3 protein-coding genes and 1 pseudogene are annotated in these 4,936 nt (G+C 48.2%); all 4 read left to right on the top strand.

Going from position 1 to position 4,936, the window contains the following annotated elements; translation table 11 throughout:
• Positions 1 to 195: pseudogene (locus tag ABGY95_RS01455) on the top strand (pseudouridine synthase); the annotation flags it as partial.
• Between the two features lie 107 nt (positions 196 to 302).
• Complete coding sequence (locus ABGY95_RS01460) at positions 303 to 896, top strand: tetratricopeptide repeat protein (RefSeq protein WP_347439900.1); 594 nt, start codon at positions 303 to 305, stop codon at positions 894 to 896.
• A gap of 1 nt (position 897) precedes the next feature.
• Entirely contained in the window at positions 898 to 3,081 is a 2,184-nt protein-coding gene (locus ABGY95_RS01465; protein WP_347439901.1) for a ComEC/Rec2 family competence protein, read from the top strand.
• A gap of 105 nt (positions 3,082 to 3,186) precedes the next feature.
• Positions 3,187 to 4,827 (top strand): FtsX-like permease family protein, encoded by a 1,641-nt coding sequence (locus ABGY95_RS01470; RefSeq protein ID WP_347439902.1) that lies wholly within the window; start codon positions 3,187 to 3,189, stop codon positions 4,825 to 4,827.
• The last annotated feature ends 109 nt before the right edge of the window (positions 4,828 to 4,936 follow it).

Here is a 4,936-nt window from a genome sequence, read left to right on the forward strand (position 1 = left end):
GGCCGCTCGTCATGGCTAAGCCTAGAGCTAACCGAAGGTAAGAACCGACAGGTGAGGCGCATGACCGCAAAAGTAGGTTTCCCAACCCTACGTTTGATTCGCCATAAAATAGGAAACTTCGAGGCGTCTGACCTTAAAGTGGGAGAATGGCGTCTAATTAGTGACTGCGAGAGAGACCAGTTGTTTGACGGTTAGCCTCCTCCATTTTTTTCGCGGAGCAATACTATGTGTTGAGTCTTGGTGCTTGCTACAGACTGGTCAAACGTGTTAGGTTATTGTTTCTTTCTTCGCAAAATTCATCTATGGTTAAGCCAATAATACTCGGGACAGTCGGTGTGGGGGTCGCATTTCTTGTGAACTACGTCTACGAGACTTCGTCAGATGATGATATTTTCTTTCGTCTAGCAGTCACTGTATTTGCGGGGCTTTATGCAGGATTACTTTTCCTGATCTTTCTGCTTCCAGCTATCTCTGATGGGATAGCCCGCTTGATGTTTAGTGATCCAGGCGGCGTGGCTCAGACAGATGATGCGATGAGGGAATCTCGGGCTCTGCAGGCCCAAGGTGACTACGTTGGAGCTGTTGAATCCTTGCGTCAGGTAGTGACAGAGGACTCTCACAATCGTTTGGCATGGGCTGAAATGGCAAAAATTCAGACGAATCAGTTAGAAGATTCAGAAGGAGCGTTAGCTATGTTGACCGAAGCGTTGGATGGGCGTGAGTGGGAAGTAGATGATGCCGCTTTTTTCATGTTCCGTATTTCCGAAGTGCATTTAAAGAATATGGATAACCGAGACGCAGCAGTACAAATCCTGCAGCAAGTGTGTACTATTTTTCCTGAGACGCGGCATTCGGCCAATGCCACACACCAATTAAGAGAGCTGGGAGCGCTCTAAAATGAGCGGCTTTCGCTTGCTTGAAAATCAACTAGCCAGATGTCCACTGGCCGCTCCCGCCATAGCTGTCATTGCTGCAGTACTTTATGCTGACCAACCTTCGTGGTGGTCGGCATTATTATTTTTAGTAGTAGTACTTTTAGGTCTATGGAGTCGTAAGGGGATTAGCCTGGTGTGTGTTATTTTTGGCTGCATTGCCGGGTTTCATCATTCAGCCCAACTGAGAGAGCAAGAGGCCCTGGTTGAGGGCTATGGTAGTTGGTGGTCTGGGGATGTGTGGTTAGTATCTGAGGTGGAGAGGGGGAAGGCCCTTGTCGTGTCCGTGAGTGATCCCAAAGTGAAATTACGTGTATGGCTGCAGGAGCGTGATGCGGATTGGAAATTGGGCCAGCGTTTAAAGCTCAGTGGCCGTATGATTGAGCCGGTTACTCCGCTGAATCCACAGGTTTTTGATGAACGGCAATGGCTTCATAGAATGGGGGTGGCAGGGGTGCTAGTCTCTCGAAAATGTGAAGTGGTTGATGAAATCTCCTCAAGATTTCTGGTCCAAAGAGCGGCTCACTCCGTACGTGATGGATTGAGTCAGAGGTTGACGGTTGGGCTTGATCCCGATGGCGATGAATCCAAAATAATTCGGGCCATGACACTTGGTATAAGACCTGAGAATAGCACAGACTTATTGGCTGATTTCCGGCATAGCGGGGCGATCCATGTGTTTGCCGTGAGTGGTCTCCATGTGATGATGGTTGGAAGTATGGTGGCGGTTTTGCTGAAAGTATTCGGCTGTGGAAGGCGAGTATGGGTGCCATGTGTGATAGGAGTGATGTTCTTTTACGCCATGGTGACAGGAATGAGGCCTCCAGCCATGCGTGCTTCGGTGATGGGGGCTGTGTTGTTGAGTGCTTGGTTGGTACAGCGGAAGATTGTGCTAGCTAACAGCGTGGCTGTTGGCGTTATAGTGGCACTAATGTCGGACGGCCATATGCTTTTCCAACCTGGATTTCAGTTGTCCTTTGGAGTGTTAGTGGCGATAGTATTGTTGGGTGGATTGGTGACGAGATGCTTCCATTGGTTTAGCTACGTAGATCCATTTTTGCCGCGCAGTTTGTACACGCGTTGGCAAGAATGGAATTTGCGAGTGAGGAGAAAAGTACAGGGAGCGTTGGTGGTAGCGAGCTGTGCTTGGTGTGGGTCGTCACCACTGACGTGGATGCATTTTCGTTTGCTCGCTCCTATTTCCATCTTTGTTAGTTTACCCTTGGTACTACTGCTCTATTGCACCTTGATCAGCTCCGGAGTTTCCTTAGTGTTAGGTTTCGCGTGGTTGCCGCTCGGAGTGGGTGTGAACCAATGGAATGGGCACTTGGCACGAAGCTCTAAATCTATTGTTAGCCGCGCCGCACTCATTCCTGGTGGGCATGTGGTAGCGCGGGCGTGGAAGAATGGGGAAAGAGTAGTTATCTATGCTCTTCCCGATGGTGGAGCATCGGTTTACTTAGGAGTTGGTGGTGGGGCGATGCTAGATGTCGGTAGTGCAAGGAGTTTTGGTCGTGAGGTGTTTCCTAGCTTGAGCCAAAATGGAGCTAGAGTGGATAGCCTGATTCTAAGTCATGCTGATAGCCAGCATTGTGGTGGTGTGGAACAATTACTCGAGATGGCTAAACTCAAGCAATGCGTTATTCCTGAGCGCAGCGCGATGAGTAGCGGGTTTAAGGAGTCTGTGAGATGTCTTGAAGCGGCCGGAGTGAGAGTGAGTGAAACGCAAATAGGTGCCCGTTTACCTTTGGATGATGATAGTTGGATAGAGGTGGTTTATGCGGCAAATCTCTCAGTGGGTCTAGCGGACGATAGATGCTTGGTGCTGCGACTGCACTGGTTAGGTTTGCGCGTTTTATTTATTTCGGATTCTGGCTACAAGTTTGAGCAATGGGTGTTAGAAAACAACGTGGACGTGGGCGCTGATGTTCTCGTGATAGGTAATCATGAGGGGGACGAGCAAGTGGGGAAGGATTTTATAGAAAAAGTAGGAGCGAAATGGGTCGTTAGTGGTAATGACCGTGAGGCGAATGAGGGAGCAAATGCGTATACTTTACGGCGATTGGGCGCCTTGACTCTGGAGAGAAAAAATGGGGAAGTCTCTTTATTCTCTGAACTCCAAGGTGAGTTGGGGCGAATAGGCAAGTAAGCGACAGGTAACCTGCCGATTTTGCGTTGGACATTGCGTGATGAGATGCGAGTTTTACCGCCGTAATCCAACCCACCTGTTGTTATTTTCACAAAGAATTTTAGTTTGCTCCTAGCCTTGCGCTACCTAAATCCGTTACGGACACATGTTTCGGTAATCACATTGATCTCACTGGCTGGTGTGGCACTAGGGGTGATGGTCTTGTTGGTCGTGATGTCAGTGATGTCAGGATTTGAGAATATGGTGAAAGATCGAGTCTTGGGAGAGGCACCACATATCACCGTGATGCGAAACCAACCTTGGGATATGCCTAATGAGGAGGGTGAGGTTGTTTCAGCTGAAGAACAATGGCGGACGCTTGAGTCTAAAATAGAAGAACTACCTAGTGTGGTGAGCGCGTATCCTTTAGTTCGAGATTTTGTGATCGTGGATATTTACGGCAGCGTGATTCCGGTGGTGATGCGCGGCATTGATACCGAAGACCCAGACACGATGAAGGATCTCAAAAAGCTGGAAGAAGAAGGGGACGTATCCATCGGTATGGGCTTTGTTTCTGACCAAGATTCCATAGGTGGAACCAGCGAAGTTGCGGTGATTTCTTCCATTTTTGCAGAAGAAAATAGGATTTCGGTGGGCGATGTATTGGAAGTTATTTCCAATAGAAACATCAAGCAGCTTAAGCCCTTGCTAGAAAGAAAAGGGTCTCCTTCGGTTTACTCGCAATTTAGTGAACGATTCACTGAGGTGCGTGAGTGGCTAAAAACGCGCTGGACTACGCTGGGTGGTAAGGAGCAGATCTTGTATCAAGACATTATAGAGTTCCGTGATTTCCTCACGCAGTTAGGCTATGAAAATCTCCGACAAGGTGAGCGAGATATCGTTGAAGCAATTTTTGAACTGACGAAGTCTGATGATTTCGATGACGACTATAATTACTACCCAACTGGGCGCCTAGTTGAGCTGAATAGCTCGTTCGATGAGTTAAAGTCGATTGATATTGATGCTCTCGACCAAGAAGAAGAACTCCAGTTGAATGACTTGGCCTTGCCAAAAGAAATCAGAGTGGCTGGCGTTTACCGTACAGATCGATTCGCGCCTGGTCCACCCTTGCTAGTGCCTCTGCATCTTGCTCAAGAACTCGCTGGTGTGGGAACCACAGGAGGAGTGAACGGTGTGGCCCTTCGTTTGAAAGATCCATACTTAGCAGCTTCAGTGCTCGAAGAAGAGTTAGTAGCAGTGGTTCCAGATGGATGGATTCCTGTCACATGGATGGAAGAGTACAAACAACAATTTGGAATGATCAGTATGCAGAGCTTCATGATGACTCTAGCTCTGTCGTTCATAACCTTGATCGCAGTGTTTTCTATTGGTGCGGTGATGTTCACTGTGACACTACAGAAAAAGCGTGAGATCGGCGTGATGAAAGCCTTAGGGGCAACTCCAGCTCAAGTGACGAATGTCTTCGCTTTGCAGGGAGTTATCGTGGGGCTTGTGGGCTCAGTCACTGGAGTGGGGTTAAGTTTGTTGGTTCTAACAAATCTATCGGTGATTCAAGACGGTATGAGGAATCTAGGCTTCGATCCTTTCTCAAAAGCATTTTACGGAGGAGATCTGCCCTATGAAATTAATTCGAACGAAATGCTCTGTGTCTGTATAGGCGCCTTTGTCTTATGCTCGCTTGCAGCCTATGCTCCAGCCTGGATGGCCTCGCGTGCGGATGCCGCTCGTTCACTTAGAAGCCTCTAATGTAGAGAAAAAATGAAAGTTTGGTTGTTAGTAAACGAGGAAAAGTTAGGTCCATTTGAGACCTTTGAGGTCCGAGAACGTATCGATGCCGGTGAACTTACCCAGGACA

Origin of the sequence: Rubritalea sp. (assembly GCF_039830215.1) — a bacterium.
Classification (GTDB): Bacteria; Verrucomicrobiota; Verrucomicrobiia; order Verrucomicrobiales; family Akkermansiaceae; genus Rubritalea.